The sequence below is a fragment of the Flavobacterium sp. FG19 genome, assembly GCF_057809475.1.
This window is the reverse complement of the sequence record NZ_JBMDKA010000003.1, coordinates 363,733-382,212: the sequence shown is the minus strand read 5'-3', so window position 1 is coordinate 382,212 and position 18,480 is coordinate 363,733. Positions and strand designations below refer to the sequence as shown.

General features: G+C 35.8%; 13 protein-coding genes. 7 read left to right on the top strand and 6 right to left on the bottom strand.

The window, feature by feature from the left end; translation table 11 throughout:
* Nucleotides 1-664: 664 nt before the first annotated feature.
* Nucleotides 665-1,051 carry a helix-turn-helix domain-containing protein gene (locus tag ACODST_RS05355; protein ID WP_488931080.1) on the top strand — a complete coding sequence of 129 codons (387 nt, stop codon included), beginning with the start codon at nt 665-667 and terminating at the stop codon, nt 1,049-1,051.
* A 42-nt stretch (nt 1,052-1,093) separates the two neighbouring features.
* On the opposite strand, the gene ACODST_RS05350 is transcribed toward ACODST_RS05355, so the two are convergent.
* The 4 genes from ACODST_RS05350 to htpG form a co-directional block, all read right to left on the bottom strand.
* Entirely contained in the window at nt 1,094-1,831 is a 738-nt protein-coding gene (locus tag ACODST_RS05350; RefSeq protein ID WP_488931079.1) for a DUF4369 domain-containing protein, read from the bottom strand.
* 134 nt (nt 1,832-1,965) lie between these two features.
* On the bottom strand, nt 1,966-2,787 hold the full coding sequence (locus tag ACODST_RS05345) for a hypothetical protein (RefSeq protein ID WP_488931078.1): 822 nt from the start codon (nt 2,785-2,787) through the stop codon (nt 1,966-1,968).
* Between the two features lie 159 nt (nt 2,788-2,946).
* Nucleotides 2,947-4,203: a hypothetical protein gene (locus tag ACODST_RS05340; protein ID WP_488931077.1), complete on the bottom strand. Its 1,257-nt coding sequence runs from the start codon at nt 4,201-4,203 to the stop codon at nt 2,947-2,949.
* Between the two features lie 343 nt (nt 4,204-4,546).
* The gene (htpG, locus tag ACODST_RS05335; RefSeq protein WP_488931076.1) at nt 4,547-6,430 is read right to left on the bottom strand and encodes a molecular chaperone HtpG; all 1,884 of its coding nucleotides are present in this window, start codon (nt 6,428-6,430) and stop codon (nt 4,547-4,549) included.
* 212 nt (nt 6,431-6,642) lie between these two features.
* Here htpG and ACODST_RS05330 point away from each other — a divergent pair, with 212 nt between their 5' ends.
* The 3 genes from ACODST_RS05330 (at nt 6,643) to ACODST_RS05320 (ending at nt 8,911) form a co-directional block, all read left to right on the top strand.
* Nucleotides 6,643-7,140, top strand: coding sequence for a lipocalin family protein (locus ACODST_RS05330; protein ID WP_488931075.1), 498 nt, complete (start codon nt 6,643-6,645; stop codon nt 7,138-7,140).
* 19 nt (nt 7,141-7,159) lie between these two features.
* Complete coding sequence (locus tag ACODST_RS05325) at nt 7,160-7,855, top strand: YiaD family glycine zipper/OmpA-like lipoprotein (RefSeq protein WP_488931074.1); 696 nt, start codon at nt 7,160-7,162, stop codon at nt 7,853-7,855.
* 105 nt (nt 7,856-7,960) lie between these two features.
* Nucleotides 7,961-8,911: an ABC transporter ATP-binding protein gene (locus ACODST_RS05320; protein ID WP_488931073.1), complete on the top strand. Its 951-nt coding sequence runs from the start codon at nt 7,961-7,963 to the stop codon at nt 8,909-8,911.
* 80 nt (nt 8,912-8,991) lie between these two features.
* Here the strand turns inward: ACODST_RS05320 and ACODST_RS05315 are convergent, their stop codons facing one another.
* On the bottom strand, nt 8,992-11,400 hold the full coding sequence (locus ACODST_RS05315; protein WP_488931072.1) for an alpha/beta hydrolase family protein: 2,409 nt from the start codon (nt 11,398-11,400) through the stop codon (nt 8,992-8,994).
* Between the two features lie 264 nt (nt 11,401-11,664).
* Between ACODST_RS05315 and ACODST_RS05310 the strand changes: the two genes are divergently transcribed.
* The gene (locus ACODST_RS05310; protein ID WP_488931071.1) at nt 11,665-12,672 is read left to right on the top strand and encodes a 3-oxoacyl-ACP synthase III family protein; all 1,008 of its coding nucleotides are present in this window, start codon (nt 11,665-11,667) and stop codon (nt 12,670-12,672) included.
* Nucleotides 12,673-12,871: 199 nt separating this feature from the next.
* Entirely contained in the window at nt 12,872-13,543 is a 672-nt protein-coding gene (locus tag ACODST_RS05305) for a copper homeostasis protein CutC (RefSeq protein ID WP_488931070.1), read from the top strand.
* A gap of 92 nt (nt 13,544-13,635) precedes the next feature.
* On the opposite strand, the gene ACODST_RS05300 is transcribed toward ACODST_RS05305, so the two are convergent.
* Complete coding sequence (locus tag ACODST_RS05300) at nt 13,636-16,056, bottom strand: TonB-dependent receptor (protein ID WP_488931069.1); 2,421 nt, start codon at nt 16,054-16,056, stop codon at nt 13,636-13,638.
* A 325-nt stretch (nt 16,057-16,381) separates the two neighbouring features.
* Between ACODST_RS05300 and argS the strand changes: the two genes are divergently transcribed.
* Nucleotides 16,382-18,160, top strand: a complete 1,779-nt coding sequence (gene argS / locus ACODST_RS05295) for an arginine--tRNA ligase (RefSeq protein ID WP_488931068.1) — start codon at nt 16,382-16,384, stop codon at nt 18,158-18,160.
* Nucleotides 18,161-18,480 lie beyond the last annotated feature (320 nt).

Genomic DNA, 18,480 nt, shown 5'->3' with positions numbered 1-18,480 from the left:
TAGAGCAGCTGATTTGTAATCAGCAGGTCGTGGGTTCGAGTCCCTCTATCGGCTCCAAAAACCATCACAATTTTGTGGTGGTTTTTTTTTGCCTAAAAAAAATAAAAAATTCCAAAAAAAATAAATTCCAAATTCCAAAATTTTTGAGTTTAGGATTCTTATTGATTTAATTTAGATATTTAGACAGAAACAAACACAAGACATTATCCTTTTGGCGAAAGGAGAAATCACACCAGAAATTCGACAACGATAGTTAAATATAGCCTGCGGTTTCAACCGCGGAAACAAAAATCCAATAATTAAAATTCCAAATTCCAAAATTGTTGAGTTTAGGATTCTTCTTGATTTAATTTAGATATTTAGACAGAAACAAACACAAGACATTATCTTTTTGGTGAAAGGAGAAATCACACCAGAAATTCGATAAAGATGATTAGATATAGCCTGCGGTTTCAACCGCGGAAACTTTGGCAAAATCCTGGGGTGATCTAAAATTGAAAAAAAAGAATTTCAGTTAAAGCTTTTGATTTTTTTGTCGGAAAAATTGTATTTTTGTCTGCATTGACGATACAATGAATAACAGAATTAAGCTGTCATAGTATCGTACATTTTAAATCTGTTTTTTACTGTTTAAAGGTATTCACTTAATTATTATCTTTGAATTATGAGCACACTAACAAAACCCAGCCATATCGGCCGAAAAATAAGCCGTATTCGTGAACTTCGTGACATGAAACAGGAAGCATTGGCGCAGGCCTTAGGTTTGAGTCAGCAAACCGTTTCAGCTATTGAAAACAGCGAAACCATCGATGAAGACAAACTCAAAGCCATTGCCGAAGTTTTGGGTGTATCTGTTGAAGGAATTAAAAATTTTTCCGAAGAAGCTGTTTTGAACATTATAGGGAATACCTTAAGTGAAGGCAGTTTTATTAATGGAAATGCATTTAACTGCAATTTCAATCCTCTTGATAAAGTCATTGAGCTTTATGAACGTTTGGTTCAGGCAGAAAAAGATAAAGTAGACTATCTGGAAAAATTATTGAACAAATAAAAACATAAAAAAACGCCCTGAAATTTTCAGGGCGTTTTTAATTTATTCTGCAGCTGCCGGAGCTTTTTGTTCTTCTTTTTTAATATCGGCTACGTATTTCGTCAGCTTTTTACCGTAAAGTGATTGTGCTACTTTTGGTGTCATCGATTTTTGAATCGTATCAAGGAATTTGATGTTGATGTCATAAATCTCTGCTAAAGCAATATAAGGTGCAATTTCGTGATCTTTATTGTTAATAGCGAAATTGGTTGCATATAAGTATTTTCTCTTCGTATTAGACTGCTGTTTAGCGTCGATACTGTCAATGGCTTTTTGGTCTTGTCTTTTTAAAGCTTTAAATCTTGCTTCCACCATGGTAAGGTTTTCGTCGATAAAACGGGAATTTACTTTTTTGTACTCTTCGTATAATTCCTGATTTTTAGATCCGGTAATTTTAGCACTTGCAATAAAACTGTCCAGATTGGTATCGATGTTGATATTTCCCGGTTCTGCAAAAAACAAAATATTATTATCCAGAGAGTTGGTTACACCACGATCCAGAAATAAGTAAAGCATTTCCGGAGATTCTAATTTAATGTCTCTTTCAAAAGAAGAGTTTCCGTCCATTTTGATACTGTCAATAGCCACAAGCGAGGTATCAACGATTCTTTGGATATATAATGTCCCGGTTTTTAGACCTTTGATGTTTCCTGTAATATGTAAGCTGTCTGCAGCTGATTCTTTTTTGCTGCAAGAGGCTAATACCGCAAGAGTAACAAAAGCAATAATTGATTTTTTCATTAGTTTATTAGATTTTGGTGCAAAATAAAGAAAATAGTTTGAATGTAAATAAGGCGCTGTTTAATTTTTCTGAAAATAAAAATCCCGGTTTATTTCTAAACCGGGATTGGTATATTTTTTTAAAAATGAATTGATTACATCACTAAAGTGTAAACAGCTCCATTTTCGTGAGTGTAGGTGTATTTGGTATCACAGTCGTTGTTTCCGTAATCTACCACGCCGTTTAAAAATCCGCCCTGAACTTTTAATTTTCCTTTAGAAATGTATTCGCAGGAATATTTTTTAATCAATGATTCCTGTACGGTAAGGGTCAGCGTTCCGCCTTTTTCAGATGTTACGGTATGGTTTCCTTCCGGCATTTCGTATACGTTATCTTCCAGTACATACGGAGTATCAACACCGGCTGTTTGTTTTACGGTAACAGTGCCTGAGTTGGTATAAACACGTCCAAGCAGGTCTGTCAGTTTTCCGTTGGTTACTGTTCTTGTCCATTGCGGAACAGAGGCAGTGATTGTGGTATTGGTATATTCGATTTTTCCTTCCAGTTTAAGTCCGTTTATAGAATAATCGATTCTTTCAACAGTCATTTTGCTTCCGGTTGTAATTATGGAGCCGCTGAGTGTAATTTTTAGTTTTCCTTTTCGGGTAATTTGATTTAGGGTACAGCCTGTTGTGCCGTAATCTACTGTGAAAATTTTTGGATATTCTGTTTCATTTGGAGTTTCAACCGTGATGTTGGCGCAATTGGCAGGTGCTGTTTCTGCAGGTTTAGAAGCAAGGCTGCCGCTGCTTACGGTTAATCCGGTTTTAACGTCCATTTCGTTAACCGCATCAATAACAATAGAGGTTCCCACTGTTGTAGTGTCTGCCACATCAACAACATCATCGCTCGAACAGGATACATAAATAAAGGCCGAAGCACAAATAGCCGAAAGTAAAATAAGAGTTTTTTTCATATTGGTTTTTTGTTTATAGTTAGAATTAAAGGCAGTCAAATGTAATGAAAAAAAGAATTCATAAATAAAATCCTGAAAATTCTGTTTTCAGGATTTTTAAATTAACTATTTAGTAATCAGGTTTTAAAGTTGGTTGTTTTGTAGTGTTTTTAGGTTTTTTTACAGGCTGATCAGGTTGTTTTTTAATAAGACGGGCAGAATTACTTTCATGCAGCTTTGGCCTATGGTAGAAGTATCCCAGTAACATTTGTGCATCTTGATACTGTTTAGTAAAAAGAAAGAAATCAGACCGGATCTGTCCGAAGTAATTTCATAATTAATATTTTCGGGCAGAAGTGTAATGTCGTTTATGCCAAATTCAGCTTCTCCACGATTGTTGTCTCTTCTGTAGTTGGTCGAAAACACATCGGAAAGGGAATAAATATTAAGCCATTTTAAGCTGTCTTTCATTACATCTGATCTGTTATTGTAATAGTACGGATAATAGGCATTAATAAATTCAAACGGATTTCCGGTTGTGATAAGGAGTTTGGTTAATTTCTGGATGTTGTCAGACGGCGGGATTTTTGCGATAGGGAAAAGCGCATCTATAGCCAGAATACTTCCAAAACTGTAAGTGTGAAAATGTATTTCGGGATTGGGCTCGTTTTCGGCAATGTGTTCTACCAGTTGATCCAGGTTACCTAATAAAATCTGGCTTTGTTCGCCAACAGTAATATAATTGTCGACACATGAAAATTCTGTCGCCAAAGAGGTGAGAATGGTTTTTGATCTTGGGGCAAAAAGAAGTACTAAAGTGGTTACAGAAAGTATTTTTTTAGAGTAGCTGGCTATACTTTTTGCTGTTTCTGAGGTGATTCTGTAATCAGTAATATCAAGTGAGCAAAGAACCTCATTGATGTTGTCTTTTAAGCTGGGGCCTTTGCCGGTACTATTGAGTATTAATTCAATACAGCCGGGAATTAAAAAGAGAATACATAAGGAAATGGTAAATAATATCAGGAAAGCGTAAAGAGTCTGCAGGGGTCTGCTGAAACCATTTCCGTTAAAAAGCCTTACTATAATCTGCGGAAATTTTTTTATAATTAAGACAAACAGCAGCAGGTTTTTAACGATAATATTATGGCGTTCAAACTTATCGGTCAGGATTTTGTGATACTGAAAATCGTATAATTTGTAAATAAGTTCGCCAATAATATCAGGGTTGTCTTTGTCTTTTCGGTCCTTTTTGTAAATGTTTACGAGGGTGCAGTCCTTGTCTATAGGGTAAATTTTCTTTTCTATTTTAAGATGATAAAATGTACCGGTTGTTTTGAAACTTAATTCATTTTTGAGTCTTTCGGCATATTTTTCAACGCTTTCGTTGTCTATAGACTGCCCGAGGCCTGTAATGTAAATTCCTATTTTGTTTGACATTGGATTTTAAATTAAGGTTATAAAAATTCCAAGTTTGAAAAGTTAAATAGAAAGTGCCAGTTCGTTTTTCGGCAGTTGAACTTGTATCAGAAGTACTTAAAAAGACAAATTAAAATATATGGTTTATAAAATATTCTGATTTTAAAGGAAGGTAATGGGGAAAGGCTGGCTCTTTTAGCAATGTTTTTGGATCTTCTTAAAAGAATACCTAAAGTTAGATAGTTTTTAAAGAAAATAAATGAGTATAATTACCTGATTTTCAAATTGCTTTTGAGGTATAAAAGAAAACCCTGCAAATTGTATTTGCAGGGTTTTCAGGAGATTATTTTTAATTATAATCTTATTATTTAATCATTTCAAAACTTCTTTTTACAAAAGCCGTTAAAGCTTCTCCTTTTAAAAGGTTTTGAGACAGTTTGGCTAAATCCAGAGCCTGTTTTACTAAATGTTCCTGATGTGCTTTGTCTTCTGTATTCAAAATGCTTGACGCTAAATCAGAGTTAGTGTTTACAACCAGATTGTACATTTCCGGCATATTGCCCATTCCAAACATTCCGCCTCCGCCGGTCTGGCTCATTTCTTTCATTCTTCGCATAAATTCAGGCTGCGTAATGATAAACGGAGCTGCCTGACTGTCCATTGCTTCCAGTTGTACGCTGTAAGCTTTTGGAATGTAAGCTTCTAATGAAGTTTTTAAAGCGGCTTTTTCGTCATCAGATAATTTTGAAATCGTGTTTTCGTCTTTTTTAATTAAATTATCAATATGGTCAGAATCAACACGTACAAAAGTTAATCCGCCGTTGTCATTTTCAATTTTCTGGATTAAATGCGAAATAATCGGAGAATCTAAAAGCAGTACTTCGTAACCTTTGTCTTTGGCAGCTTCGATGTAAGAGTGCTGTGCTTCTTTGTTTCCGGCATAAAGAACCACTAATTTACCATCCTTATCTGTTTGGTTTTCTTTTAGTTTTTCTTTTAACTCTTCTAACGTAAAGTAAGTGTCATCTACCGTTGGGTACAATACAAAGGCACCGGCTTTTTCGTAGAATTTTTCTTCAGAAAGCATTCCGTACTCTAAAACAATTTTAATGTCGTTCCATTTTGCTTCAAAGTCAGCACGGTTTTCGTTGAACAATGCTTTTAGTTTATCAGCAACTTTACGGGTAATATAGTTTGAGATTTTCTTAACCGCTCCGTCAGCCTGTAATCCTGAACGGGAAACGTTTAACGGAATGTCCGGTGAATCGATAACCCCTTTAAGCATTGTCAGGAATTCAGGTACAATTCCTTCTACATTATCGGTAACGTAAACCTGATTTTGGTACAGCTGAATTTTGTCTTTCTGGATCTGCATGTCGTTTCCTAATTTAGGGAAATACAAAATACCAGTTAAGTTAAACGGATAATCTACATTTAGGTGAATGTGGAATAACGGCTCTTCAAACTGCATTGGGTACAATTCTCTGTAGAAGTTTTTGTAATCTTCATCAGATAATTCAGAAGGCTGTTTTGTCCATGCCGGATTTGGGTTATTGATAATGTTGTCTGTTTCAACAGTTTCGTTGATGTAATCTTCGGGAGCATCTTCCGGTTTAGGAAGTGTTTCTGTTCTGGTTCCGAATTTAATTGGAATAGGCATAAACTTGTTATACTTATTCAACAGTCCGCTGATTTTAGAATCTTCTAAAAATTCAAGAGAATCTTCGGCAATATGCAGGATGATCTCTGTACCACGTGAAGTTTTGTCAGCAGGCTCTAAAGTAAATTCAGGGCTTCCGTCGCAGGTCCAGTGTGCAGCAGGTTCGTCTTTGTATGATTTTGTGATGATTTCTACTTTTTCAGCCACCATAAAAGCAGAGTAAAACCCAAGGCCAAAATGTCCGATAATTCCGGAATCCTTAGCAGAGTCTTTGTATTTGTCAAGAAACTCTTCGGCTCCTGAAAAAGCTACCTGGTTGATGTATTTTTCAACTTCGTCAGCTGTCATACCCAGACCCTGGTCGATAATGTGGATTTTTTTGCCTTCTTTGTCTACTTTAACCTCGATAATTGGGTTTCCGTATTCAGTTTTGGCCTCACCAATGCTGATAAGGTGTTTTAGTTTTAAAGTAGCATCGGTTCCGTTTGAAACCAGCTCACGAAGGAAGATTTCGTGATCGCTGTATAAGAATTTTTTAATTAAGGGAAAGATGTTTTCTACCGAAACATTAATTTTACCTGTTGCCATATTTTTTTATTTTTTATTTTTTGAATTTAACTAGATGATTTTCATTCTTTCAAATAAAATACCAATTGTTTCTAGAGTGACAAAATGTCGGAAATGTTAATTTTGAAAGAAAATAAATTGATTGTAAAACGAAAATTATCTCAACGAGTCGTATATTTGTGGTACAATAATTGTTAAAAAGGCAAGTATTAATCTAATAAAAATTGTACAAAATGAAGAAGAGTATTTTCATATGCATGATTGCCGCTATGTTTTTTGCGTGTAAATCAGCTTCGTCCACAGCTTCAACAGACACAACGCTTTCAACAAAGCTTGACCGGCCAACTCAGGTAGCTCTTAAAGGAAACTGGGTGCTTACCAATGTATCTTATCCGGGATCTGATTATATCAAAGTAAATTCATTTGATCTTGCTGATTCAAAATGTTTCATTGGCAGCAACTGGAGCTTTATTTCAAACAATAATAAAGGAACGATGGCTTTAACGTCGCCAAGCTGTACTTCATTTTCGTCGCCAATTGTGTGGAGTATCAACAATCAGGGAATGTTTATTCTTAAAATTCTTGATGCAGGTGAAAAGGCAAAGAAAGTAAGAGACGGTTATCTGCTTAAAGTTGCCGGTGTAACTGAAAGTTCATTCCAGTTAATTGACAATATCAACGTTGGCGGACAGGTAAAAGATGTGGTATACCAATTTCAAAGAGCTAATTAATATTTAAAAAAGAAAGAAAATGAAAAAGATAACTGTTTTAAGTTTAAGTGTTTTATTTGTATTCACTGGTTTTTTTACAAGCTGTGATTCAGTAAAAAATGCAAATAATACACAAAAAGGAGCTGGAATTGGTGCTGTTGCCGGTGGTGTAATTGGTGCAGTTTTGGGAAATAATTTAGGTAAAGGAGGAAATGCTGCATTAGGTGCTGCCATTGGTGCTGCCGTAGGTGGAGGAACCGGAGCTTTGATTGGGAACAAAATGGACAAACAGGCCCGTGAAATCGATCAGGCTTTACCAGGTGCTTCTGTAGAAAGAGTAGGAGAAGGAATTCACCTGACTTTAAATGAAAATGCCGTTCGTTTTGATACTAATAAATCAACACTTACTCCTCAGGCAAAAGCAAACTTAGACAAATTAGTACCTGTATTTAATGATTACGGAGATACTGATATTCAGATTTTTGGATATACTGATAATACGGGTAAACCAGAGTACAACCTGACACTTTCAGGACAAAGAGCGGCTTCGGTACAGGCTTATTTAGTTTCAAAAGGATTAAAATCAAGCCGTTTCAAAACTTCCGGTTTAGGTATTGTGGATCCAATTGCAACCAATGATACTCCTGAAGGAAGAGCGCAAAACCGTCGTGTAGAATTTTCTATTACAGCAAATGACAAAATGGTTAATGATGCTAAAGCAGAAGCCGGAAAATAATTTCGGATAAAATAAAATATAAAAAAAGCTGTTTCATAATTGAAGCAGCTTTTTTTTGACTTTAGAAATTAAACATCGTAAATTTGACCTTTCTAATTACAACACATGCTTGATATTCAAAATATATCTTTTTCGTATACTGATAAACCAGTTATCAATAATGTTTCTTTTACAATCAATAAAGGCGAGAATATTGCCATTATTGGAGAGAGCGGCTGCGGGAAAAGTACCCTCCTGAAGCTGATATATGGTTTGTTCGATTTAGATGAAGGCAAAATTTTTTATAACGAAAAACCTGTTCACGGACCTAAATACAATTTGATCCCCGGAATGCCGTATATGAAATATCTGGCGCAGGATTTTGATTTGTCTCCTTATGAAACCGTGGCCGAAAATGTAGGAAAGTTTCTTTCGAATGGTTTTGCCAACATGAAAAAACTTCGTGTTCAGGAACTGCTGGAAATGGTAGAGATGGAACAGTTTTCTAATGTAAAAACCAAATTTTTGAGCGGGGGACAGCAACAGAGGGTTGCCTTAGTTCGTGTACTGGCTCTGGAACCGGAGGTGATTTTATTAGACGAACCTTTCAGTCAGATTGATGCTTTTCGTAAAAATGCTTTACGCCGAAATTTGTTCAAATACTTAAAACAAAAAGGAATCACCTGTATCATTGCGACACATGACAGTACAGATGCCTTGTCGTTTGCGGATGAGGCTATCGTAATGCGTCATGGCGAAATTGTTGTAAAAGATAATCCGTCCAAAATTTACGAAGATCCTAAGGTTAAATATGTGGCTTCTTTATTTGGAGAGGTAAACGAGGTACCTACGCATTTACTGCTTCCTTATGAAGATGAAACGCATAAAACACTAGTATATCCGCACCAGTTTAAAATGGTTGCTGAATCTAATCTTCAGGTGAAAATCAGAAGGACTTATTTTAGAGGAAGTCATTATTTAGTGGAAACTGTTTATAAAAGACAGTTGATATTTTTTGAAAGCGAAATTGATTTGCCGCTGGAACAGGAAATATTTCTGGGACTCAGTTACCTTTAAAAACCGGTTTATTCTTTAAAAACTAAACCCGACAGATTTAAAACCTGTCGGGTTTAGTTTTAAAAGTGAGTCTGTAAAATTTAATTTTTTAAGTACTTTTCTAAAAACTGGTCCTGTTCCCATAAAAGATGAAGTATGTTTTCTTTTGCGGCATAACCATGGGATTCTTTAGGCAGGATTACCATTCTTGCCGGAGCGCCCAAACCTTTTAAAGCCTGAAAATAACGTTCTGTCTGCAGTGTAAACGTACCCGGATTATTATCGGCTTCGCCATGAACCAGTAATAGAGGTGTTTTCATTTTGTCAGCATTCATAAAAGGTGACATTGTATTGTAAACTTCCGGAGCTTCCCAGTAATTGCGCTGTTCCGACTGAAAACCAAAAGGAGTCAGGGTCCTGTTATAAGCACCGCTTCTGGCAATTCCGCACGCAAAAAGGTCAGAATGTGTCAATAAATTGGCTGTCATAAAAGCGCCGTAAGAATGCCCGCCTACCGCTACTTTTTTGCGGTTAATATAACCTAAGGCATCAACGGCATCGATGGCGGCAGCGGCATTGTCGACTAATTGTGAGATAAAATTATCATTAGGTTCGGTGGTACCTTCGCCAATAATCGGGAAAGCGGCATCGTCTAAAACCACATATCCTTTGGTTACCCAGTATACAAACGATCCGTAATACGGAAATGTAAATTCATTAGAGTTTTGAGTGGACTGCGAAGCACTGTTTCGGTCTTTGTACTCTGCCGGGTAAGCCCAGATTAATAGAGGAAGTTTTTCTTTTTTGTTCTTGTCATATCCTGCAGGAAGGTATAAAGTCCCTGAAAGTTCCAGTCCGTCTTTACGTTTGTATTTGATTACTTCTTTGCTCACGTTTTTAATACTTTCAAACGGATTTTTAAAAGCAGTAACAGGGGTCAGGCTGTTGGGTTTTTTAATATTTCTGAAATAGTAATTTGGATATTCTGTTTTTGACTGAATCTGAACCAGGACTTTACCTGATCTAAAATCTTCAATTTCTAAAATTTCTTCTTTTTTATCTTTAAATGGAGAAGTATAAAGGCGTTTTGATTTTAAGGTATTTGTGTTAAATTCATCTATAAAAGGAAATTGTCCGTTTTTTGTATAACCGTCCCCAATTCTGTAAAGGTTGTCTTTTTCAATTGCTAAAACATATTTGTTGTACTCGTTTTTTCTGGTTTCAAAAACGCCGGGATCAGAGTAAACATCCTGTGAATTGCGATCCGTAATTAGTTTTGGCTGCTGACCGGGATTTGAAGGGTTTATTAAATAAGTCCTGCTGTTTCGGGTATCGTACCATTCATCAGAAACAACAGCAAGATTATCATTGCCCCAAAGAATGTCATTAAAACGCTGCGGTGTTTTTACTAGCGAAGAGGCTTCTTTATCAAAAGGAGCATCCCAAAGGAAAACTTCATCCCTGAAATCCGTTTTATTGGCAGGATCACCTTCGTCTAAAGCGGTTACATATACTAAAGTGGCTGGTTTATCATTTCTCCAGGTCATTTCTCTTTTCCCTTTTCGGACAGCCATAAAACCTTTTGGCATAATTTCGTTTAACGGCACTTCGTTTACCGTTTTAATCTCTTTTCCTCTAATATCATAAACCACGGTTTTGAATGGAAAACGGTTTAAAGGTACAACATACGAAAACGGTTTGTGAATGGTGGTCAGCATAATATAATTACCATCCGGCGAAATTCTTTCTCCCGCAAACATAGCTGCATCTTTAAATAAAACAGCGTCCCCGTTTAATTTTACTTTGTATAATTCAGAAGTAATACAGTTTTCAAAATTAGCTTCGTCATTTTTGTTTTTCAGCATATCCGGATAAGTTCTGTTTTGAGATTTTTCTCCGGAAGTATTAGAAACAATTGGTCCCGCTGGTAGGTCTTTTTTAGAATCTAAAAGCGGCTGTCTGTTTTTAGGGAGCATTTTTACTAAAACGGTCTCGTTATCCAGCCAGATAAAAGGAGTTCCCAGGTTAGCATTTACATTGGCTTCTGTAAGTTTTGCGGCTCTTGTCGTCTCTATATCTATTACCCAGAGTTCTACACCGGAACCGGCAGTATGTGAAAAGAGGATCTTTTTATCGTCTGGTGACCAAAGAATATTGCTGATTTTTGGATTTTCGGGTTGACCATTTACCTGAACTTCTTCTTTACCGTTTATTTTTCTAAGCTTAAGATTGTTGATGTAAGTTACAGTACTTGATATATTAGTAACCGGATTGATTCTTAATCCGGCTAAGCGAATTTCTTCCTGATTTAAATCATCAAGAGTTTTGTACGTGTTACGATACAGGAAAAGCATGTTTTCCTTTTTGGTATCCATAGATACCGTTGGTGCCCTTTGATAATCGGCTAAATCAAGAATAGATTTGGAAGGTTTTTGATAGCTTAGATTTTCCTGGGCAAATGAGGTCAAACAAACATTTAGGAATAAAAACAGCGTTACCTTTAGTTTCATAAGTTGAATTTTATGGGTTTGAAAAAATGGTATTCAAAATGTTTGTCTAAGATACTTTTGTCTTGTTACATTTTAGATCATATTTTTCATTTTTTTCAGGGATTTAAAGAAAATGTTGTTTTTTCAGAAAGTAAATGTTTTTAAACAGTCTGATAATTAAAGTATATTAAATTGCTAATTACGAAAAAAAGAGTAATTTGTACTCTAATGTTTTAAAGTATACTTAAATTTGCATTCTAAATTTTTAACAAATAACAATACAATATGTATCATTCAAAAATAGCAGGCTTAGGATATTATGTTCCTTCAAATGTTGTGACAAACGATGATTTGTCTAAGATTATGGATACCAATGATGAATGGATTCAGGAGCGAACCGGGATTCAGGAAAGAAGACATATCATTCGAGGAGAAGATACAACAACCTCGATGGGAGTAAAAGCAGCTAAAATTGCGATAGAACGTTCTGGTATAGCCAAAGAAGATATTGACTTTGTCGTTTTTGCTACTTTAAGTCCGGATTATTACTTTCCGGGACCAGGTGTTTTAGTACAGCGTGATTTGGGATTAAAAACAGTTGGAGCACTTGATGTTAGAAATCAATGTTCAGGATTTGTTTATGCCATATCTGTTGCCGATCAATATATTAAAACCGGAATGTATAAAAATATTCTGGTAATTGGTTCTGAGGTGCATTCAACCGGACTGGACATGACAACCCGCGGACGAGGAGTTTCGGTGATTTTTGGAGATGGAGCAGGAGCCGCCGTTTTAAGCCGTGAAGAAGACCTCACTAAAGGAATTTTGTCTACACATTTGCATTCTGAGGGACTGCATGCCGAAGAACTGGCTTTACAGGCACCGGGAATGGGAGCACGCTGGGTGACCGATATTATTGCAGACAACGATCCCAACGACGAAAGTTATTACCCGTATATGAACGGACAATTTGTATTTAAAAATGCAGTAGTTCGTTTTGCAGAGGTAATCAATGAAGGTCTGGAAGCTAACGGACTTCAGGTTTCTGATATTGACATGCTGATTCCGCATCAGGCTAACCTTAGAATTTCACAGTTCATTCAGAATAAATTTAAGCTGACGGATGATCAGGTTCATAATAATATCCAGAAATACGGAAATACAACAGCAGCTTCTATTCCGATTGCATTGACCGAAGCGTGGGAACAAGGAAAAATTAAATCAGGGGATACTGTTGTTCTGGCTGCCTTTGGAAGTGGTTTTACCTGGGCTAGCGCAATTATTAAATGGTAAATTAATTCATCTTGCATTATATTTAAACCTGCCTCATTTTGGAGCAGGTTTTTTTATACTTTAGTATCACTTTTACGGCATAATTTTGGCTGTAAAAGCAGGAACCGAAACAATTTTACGGCTAATAATCCGCTTACCGGATATAACCGTCCGGCAGTTTGTTTTGTACAATTACCAATGACACTATTTTAAAATTATAATGAAAAAAAATCAACTTGAAATCGCCTGCTTTAATTATGAATCAGCTGTAATTGCCCAGGAAAACGGGGCTGATCGTATAGAACTCTGTGAAAATATGAAGCTGGGCGGCACCACACCTAATTCTATTTTGGTGGTAAAAGTCCGCGAAAGCATAAAAATCAAAATGCATGTTATCATAAGACCCCGTGGAGGAGATTTTGTTTATAATGACGAAGAGCTTACAGAAATGAAACAGGATATTAAGCAGTATAAAAAACTGGGAGTTGACGGTTTTGTTTTTGGCGTTTTAAAAGGAAACGGAAAAGTAAATAAAAAGCTTAATAAAGAACTGGTGCATCTGGCACATCCGCTTTCCTGCACTTTTCATCGTGCTTTTGATGTTGTAAAAGATGCAGAGAAATCCCTTGAAGATGTAATTGAATGCGGTTTTAAAACCATACTGACTTCCGGGCAGTGTGTCAATGTGGAAGAAGGGATTCTGGCACTGGAAAGAATTCAGGAACTGGCAGCAGGCCGAATTGAAATTATGCCCGGTGGCGGTTTAAGATCGTCTAATATTAAATTGCTGCAGGAACATCTGGATTTAACTTTTTATCATTCATCGGCCATAACAAACGATTCGGAAATTGCAAATCCGGAAGAAATAAAAGAACTGCGAAATTTTTTATAACATTTGCAATACATAAAAAAGCCTGAAGCTGGCAAACTTCAGGCTTTTTTCTACAAGAAAATTATTTAAATAGATTCTAATAAAAGTGACGATTAGAACATTCCGCCGCCGCCTTGATTAGTATTGTCTTCCCTTTGTTTACGCTCTAATTTTTTGATTTTAGCCCCGCCAAAATTGTAAGTTAAACCTAAGTAAACGGTTTGGCTTTCCCAGGTAAACTGCCCGCTCTGCGGATAAGGATTTAAACTGTCAAAAGCATATTTCATAGTATTAAACACGTCGTTGAAACGTACGCTGATGTTCATTTTGTTGTCTAACAAAGTGTATCGGGATCCAATATCCATTTTGTACATTTCGTGACTGTTGTTTTGAAGTCCGTCAACAGCGCCCCTGTAAAATCCAAATGCTAAAAAGCTTAAGCGTTTGTTTACTTTAAAATTAGAATTCATACGGCCATTGAAGGCTGCAACAGTAACCTTTTTATTCTCCGGATTGCTTTCATTGTTTTTTGGATCAAAAACAAAGATAATACCTTCCTGGTTGATGCTCGAAAAATCAATTGACGGCTGGATATCCCACCACTTTGTAATTTTGTAATTAAGCGAAACCTCAAATCCGTAAGAAGTATTATGATCAAAGTTTGTAAAAGACATAATTTGTTTTTCACCGCTGGCATCAGCATCGTCCGGATATAAAATTCGGCTGATCTGGTCATTAATGCTTCTCACGAAAACACCCGCCGTAAAACTTCCTTTTTCTAATGTTTTAGTATAATTCACTTCTACAGAATTGGTAAACTGTGGTCTCAAATCCGGATTCCCTAAAGAGGTAACCAATGGAGTAGAAAATTCACGAATAGGTTTGGTCTGTTCTAAACTAGGACGGTCAACACGACGGCTGTAACTAAACTGCAAAGTGTTTTTGTCATTTAAGTTATAGGTTAAATAAGCAGAAGGATACAAAGTAAGATAATCGTCATCATACATAGTTGCACCATGATTTAAGTTCGCCTGCATTTTGTAACTTTCAAAACGGGCTCCTAACTGATAACTGAATTTTTTGTATTTCTGTCCAAATGTTACATAAGCCGAGTAAATATCAGTATCGTAGGTGTAGTTAGAAATCTGGCTCACAGGAGCAACTAAAGGATTTCCTGTTATATAATCGTTTCCGGTTCTTGTTATACGGGCTTCTGCACCGGCTTCAAGCGTTGTTTTTTCGTTTAACGGATTCACATAATCTATGTTTGCAGTACTTAATTTACGGGTACCTTTTAAATAGTCTTCATATAAAACACTTCCTGAAGTATTGTCCAGTTTTGTTGTTTTAGTATCAAAAGAAGCATTTTGCGTTTCTTTATTGTCGCTGTAATTAGCTTCAAAATCTAAAGTGTGGCCTTCTTTTTTAAAGAGATGTTTATAAGCCAGATTATAAGTTCCTACCTGATCCGGTCCCCAATATTTTGATTTTTGAAAAATGTTCGAAATATCAGAATTGGTTACGTTGTTGTAATCGATATCAGTATCTACAAAACCTTTCCCGGTATTTTTATTTTGATTGGTATAGATTGATATGGTGTTATGATCATCAATAAAATAGTCCATACCAATTTTATACAGGTAAGAATCGTTGTCATTCATAACATCAATATTCTGAATAATATCCTGGTCATATCTTTTGATAAAACCGTCATTAAAATAGGTTCCGAAGTTCTGACCCGCATTACCAAAGAAATTCACTTTTCCGGTTTTATAGTTCAGATCTAAAGACTGATTGTATTTGGCTGTTTGTCCAAAAGTAATACCTCCGCTGTAACTTCCGTTAAAACCGGTATTAGTGTTTTTGTGTAAAATGATATTGATAATCCCCGACATTCCCTCCGGGTTGTATTTGGCACTTGGATTCGTAATCAGCTCAATTTTTTTAATCGAAGTTGAGGGAATCTGTTTTAATAATTGTGCCGGATCGATATTCGACGGGCGTCCGTCAATTAATACACGTACATTGTCATTTCCGCGAAGCGAAAGTTTTCCATCCTGATCAACGTTTACCGAAGGAATATTGTTCATTATGTCAGATGCAGAAGCTCCGGCTGTTGTTAAATCTTTTCCAACATTCACTACTTTTCGGTCAATTTTTTGTTCGATTGTAGAACGTTCAGCGACAATATTTACCCCTTGTAACTGCGTCGCTTCTTCTTCAAGTGAAACATTAACCACAGCGGTTTTTTTGTTTTCGCTTAAAAGTGCAGATCCGATATATTTTCGAAACCCGATGTATTGAATTTCGATAGTATAACTTTTTAAAGCCAGATTTTTAAAAGCAAAGTCTCCGTTGTCATCTGTATTAATACCAGCCACTATTTTTCCGTTTTCTTTAAGAGAAACGGTAGCATAAGAAATAGGGGCATTGTTGGATTTTTCAATAATTTTTCCAGAAACCGTTCCCGAATTCTGGGCTTGCGCTGTTGCAATTATCCCAAATATTGCGAACAGAAAGAGTTTTAATTTCATAAACTTGTTTTTTTGATTATTTTGATTGATTGATTGATGGTGATTGTTTTTTTACTTTTTTGTTTTTTGTTCCTTCGACTAAATCAAAGTCCCTATTAAGACTCTTTTGCTGCAGATATGTTACATAAAAAACTCAAAAACTTTTTTATTTTTTTCAGAGGTTCTGTTTTAAAGCAGATTAGCGTTTTGTTTTTTTGATAATTTTAACAATCAGAATAAAATGTTTTTTAAGAGATTAGAAGTAAAATATATGATTTTATATGTTTTTCATTTTCTGTAATTGATGAATAAGCAGTATCTTTGCTCACTTTAAAATAAGTTTTACATGTCATTATCACAAATTCTTACACCTTCTATACAAAAAGCAATACAGGCCTTATTTGATGTTTCTGTTGATAAAATCGAATTTCAGACTACCAGAAAGGAGTTTGAAGGCGATATTACAATGGTAATTTTCCCTTTATTGAAAGTGATTAAAAGTAATCCTGCCGAATTGGGAAATAAAATTGGAAACTATCTCGTAGAAAATGTTTCTGAAGTAGCCCGTTTTAATGTGGTTTCAGGTTTTTTGAATATTGTAATTTCAGACAGTTATTATCTGGATTTCTTTAATGATATAAAAGACAATGCTAAGTTTGGCTATGTTGTACCCAATCCTGCAGACAAAGCGGTTATGGTAGAATATTCTTCGCCAAATACTAATAAACCGCTGCATTTAGGACACGTTCGTAATAACCTTTTGGGGTATTCTGTAGCCGAGATTTTAAAAGCTTCCGGTAAAAAAGTATATAAAACTCAAATTATAAACGACCGAGGAATCCATATTTGTAAATCGATGCTGGCCTGGGAGAAGTTTGGAAACGGTGAAACTCCTGAAACTTCCGGTCTGAAAGGAGATAAGCTGGTAGGGAAATATTATGTGGAGTTTGATAAAGCCTATAAAAACGAAATTAACCAGTTAACTGAAGCAGGTAAAACCGAAGAAGAAGCTAAAAAACAAGCGCCAATTATTATTGAAGCGCAGGATATGCTGAAAAAATGGGAAGCCGGCGACGAAAAAGTGATTGCACTCTGGAAAAAAATGAACCAGTGGGTTTATGATGGTTTTGCCGTAACGTACACCAATCTGGGAGTTGATTTTGATAAATATTACTACGAAAGCAATACGTATTTATTAGGTAAAGATGTGGTTCAGGTAGGACTGGATAAAGGTGTTTTTGAAAAAGACCCGGACGGTTCTGTCTGGATTGATTTGACGAACGAAGGTTTAGACCGTAAAATTGTTTTACGTTCCGATGGAACTGCTGTTTATATGACACAGGATATCGGAACTGCCATTCAGCGTGTAAAAGATATGCCGGATGTTGGAGTTATGGTGTACACTGTAGGAAACGAACAGGATTTTCACTTTAAAGTATTATTCTTGATTTTACAGAAATTAGGTTTCGACTGGGCTTCAAGTTTGTATCATTTATCATACGGAATGGTAGATTTACCTTCCGGGAAAATGAAAAGCCGTGAAGGAACTGTGGTAGATGCTGATGATCTGATGCAGGACATGACCGATACGGCTAAACAAATCTCAGAGGATTTAGGAAAACTGGACAGCTATTCTGACAGTGAAAAAGCGAAATTATACCAAACGATAGGACTAGGAGCTTTAAAATATTACATTTTAAAAGTAGATCCAAAAAAACGTATTTTGTTTAACCCTGAGGAATCAGTTGATTTTGCAGGAAATACAGGACCGTTTATTCAGTATACTTATGCGAGAATCCAGTCTATTATCCGTAAAGCCGATTTTGATTTTTCGGCTAAAACCAGTATTCCGGAATTACATGAAAAAGAAAAAGAACTGGTGAAACAAATCGAGCTTTTCCCGGAAGTAATTCAAAATGCGGCACAAAATCACAGCCCGGCTTTAATAGCCAATTATACCTATGATCTGGTAAAAGAATATAACTCTTTCTATCAGTCAGTGCATATTTTAGGTGAAACCGACTTAACGAAAAAAATATTCAGAGTGCAATTATCTCAAAAAGTAGCAGAGGTTATTAAATCAGCATTTGCTTTATTAGGAATTGAAGTACCGGAGAGAATGTAATCATAAAGAGCGTTAAACGCTATAAAGCCTGACAGTTGTAAAATTGTCAGGCTTTTTTGTTGTTTTCCTTGACAGCCACTAAAAGAATATTAAGTATTAGAATAGGACATATTTTAGGGTAACAGTGTTTTTTTTGTAGGAAACTACATTTGGTTTTTTTATGTTTGTCTAAGAATTCCAAAAGCAATATACCACTCCTAAAATATTGCAAAGTTTATTTCTTCTAAAATAGAAGTTTTTGTGCTTCAGGCAAAAAACGTCCTTCTTCCTTCATTAGAAATTACTTTAAATCACGACAGTACAATCTGAAGATATCTTCC